Below are 2,909 nucleotides of genomic sequence, written 5' to 3'. Positions count from 1 at the left end.
TGCCTCGTGACGCGTTTCGCGCCTGAATTTCATTTCCCCGGTGGTGCCCGACGTTTGATGTAAAAACGGCGGGTTGATCTGCTGCCACTGATCAACCCGCCGCGTATCCCGCATTTGCGGGGAAGTCCGACTGCGCGCGCCACCTGGGGGGATGTCTGCTCGCTCGCGCGCCGGATCTCTTGGTCTGATGAAAGCGAGGTGCCTGTATGAACCTGCTAGAGTTTTATTTGGTCGTTGGGGTCGTTTGGTGCCCCGTGTCTCGTTCTCATCCGATGCACTAGGGATGCCACGGGAATTCATGGGCGTCCACAATTTTTTTGGGGAATTCGCACTGTATATGGTTTTGCACAGGGATCAAAACCAACATGTAGAGCTGATGATAGAGTTAATTTTAGCCTATTGTGGATTAAATTAACCAACACACACCATATATAGTGCTCAAATTTCGTGGCGTATTTTTCCCACGATTTCCCATAAAATTTCGTCCACTGACTTATCCACAAGCCATGTTCTTGCCTTGTTCCACAAAACAGCTGCCGAGTTCAATAAAAAACAAGGGTATTGGCCAAAAAGTGATTCGGATTTGGCGAATTGTGGCGCAAGAGGTCCACAGATGGCCCATGATTTCCCATCCCATGAAATCCCAGACCGTGTCCCACGAAATCCCACGGTGCGACCAACAGGCTGTTCAGCGGGTCCGAGACCAGACCAATACCACAGTGGCCTAAACGCGACAGGCTCGCCGTGACGACCCACGCCAACCGGTCCACTGAGATAACCCGCCCCGGTTCATACCGACACTAAGCAACCGCGAAGAATTACCCGAATTTGCTTTTGAGGCCATGGGTGTTAGGTCTTAAGCTATAAATCAAAAAACGGAGGACAGTTTATGACAGAGGTTTCCGCGTCAGGGGTCCAAACCCCGGATGGCGCGTCTGATGTGATCGATACCGATTACACCATCGGACAAGATAACAAAGAGGGCCGGCTTGGACCGTTCGGTTTCGATATCCACAATCCGGTCTTCCAGATTTCGGGGATCAGCATCGTTGCGTTTGTATTTTATACTCTCGCGCTTCCCGAACAGGCTGGCGCGATTTTCAGTTGGCTTTTTTCATCTGTCACCCAAGGGTTTGACTGGTTCTTTATCGGGGCTGCCAATATCTTTGTCATCTTTTGCCTGCTGCTGATCGTCACCCCGCTTGGGAATGTACGATTGGGTGGGGCCGAGGCCACGCCTGACTATAACTACCTTGGCTGGTTTTCGATGCTTTTCGCCGCTGGCATGGGCATTGGACTAATGTTCTATGGCGTCTCCGAACCGCTCTCGCATTTCTCAAGCTCGCTTGGTGGTGCCGCGGTTGGCGAAGACGGTTTGCGCACAGATTGGGCCCCCTTGGGTGCCGCTGCGGGCGATCAGGCAGAATCGATCCGCCTTGGCATGGCGGCCACGATCTTTCACTGGGGTCTGCACCCTTGGGCGATCTATGCCGTTGTCGGTCTGTCGCTGGCGCTTTTCAGCTATAACAAAGGGCTGCCGCTGACGATCCGGTCTGCGTTCTATCCGATCTTGGGTGAACGCATCTGGGGCTGGCCCGGCCATATCATCGACATCCTTGCCGTATTTGCCACGCTCTTCGGGCTTGCAACATCGCTTGGGTTCGGGGCCAGTCAGGCAAATGCCGGGCTGAACGAACTTTTCGGTGTGCCGCTAAGCGCGACAACGCAGGTTCTGTTGATCACAGGGATCACGGCGATTGCTTTGGTATCCGTGCTGCGCGGGCTTGATGGCGGCGTCAAGATCCTGTCAGAGCTGAACATGGGTCTGGCATTCTTGCTGTTGGCGTTCGTGCTTTTGGTGGGTCCGACACTGATCATCCTCAAAACTTTCGGATCATCGCTGCTGGCCTATCTTGAATACCTGCCCGCACTTTCGAACCCGCTGGGCCGCGAGGACGTGAACTTTAGCCAAGGCTGGACGTCGTTCTATTGGGCGTGGTGGATCAGCTGGTCACCTTTCGTTGGCATGTTCATCGCCCGGGTCAGCCGTGGCCGTTCCGTGCGCGAATTCATCACCTGTGTTCTGCTGATCCCCAGTCTGGTCTGCGTTCTGTGGATGAGCGTCTTTGGCGGCGTTGCCATTCAGCAGGTTGTGCAAGACGGGTACACCGCTGCACAGAACGCCGAACTGCCACGTCAGCTGTTTGCGATGCTGAACGGCTTGCCTTTGGCAGGGATCACATCGCTGATCGGTATCGTGCTGGTCATCGTGTTCTTTGTGACCTCGTCTGATTCCGGTTCGTTGGTCATCGACACGATCACGGCAGGCGGCAAGGTCGATGCGCCTGTGCCACAGCGGGTATTCTGGTGCATCTTCGAGGGCGCAGTCGCGATCGTGCTGCTGCTGTCGGCAGGTGGCCTGAAGTCGCTGCAATCCATGGTCATCTCGACGGGGCTGCCTTTCACCATTGTTTTGTTGGTGATGTGCTATGCGGTCTACAAAGGATTGCGTGCAGAGCTGGCGAACACCTAAGCCAACGGCACAGAGCTATCTAAAATGCGCCCCGCAGAGGTCAATCTGCGGGGCGCATTGCGTTTAGCGATGTCCGTTTAATTAGCAGCAAGGCCCCTTAAGCCATGCCACCTTTGATCAAGCCTTCGGCAATGCGTGCATAGGCCTGCGCCATAGGGCCGTCACCCGCTGCAATCGGCGTCCCGCCGTCGCCAGCCAGTCGCGTATCCAGATCGATCGGCAGGCTGCCCAGCAAGGGTACGCCGATCTTCTCGGCTTCGGACGCGACGCCACCATGGCCGAAAATCTCGTGCTCTGATCCACAATCGGGACAGACGAACATCGACATGTTTTCGATCAATCCCAGCACAGGCGTTTTCAGCGTGTTGAACATGTC

General features: G+C 55.2%; 2 protein-coding genes. One reads left to right on the top strand and one right to left on the bottom strand.

Annotated elements, in window-relative coordinates; translation table 11 throughout:
- Positions 1-889: 889 nt before the first annotated feature.
- The gene (locus ABYT07_RS20250; RefSeq protein ID WP_372993811.1) at positions 890-2,533 is read left to right on the top strand and encodes a BCCT family transporter; all 1,644 of its coding nucleotides are present in this window, start codon (positions 890-892) and stop codon (positions 2,531-2,533) included.
- 97 nt (positions 2,534-2,630) lie between these two features.
- On the opposite strand, the gene ABYT07_RS20245 is transcribed toward ABYT07_RS20250, so the two are convergent.
- Positions 2,631-2,909: P-loop NTPase (locus ABYT07_RS20245; protein WP_372993810.1), on the bottom strand; the 279-nt coding region annotated here is incomplete at its 5' end.

Source organism: Sulfitobacter sp. (assembly GCF_041552635.1).
In the GTDB taxonomy this organism is placed as follows: Bacteria; Pseudomonadota; Alphaproteobacteria; order Rhodobacterales; family Rhodobacteraceae; genus Sulfitobacter.
The sequence above is the reverse complement of the archived record's forward strand: the minus strand, read 5'-3'. Positions and strand labels throughout refer to the sequence as shown.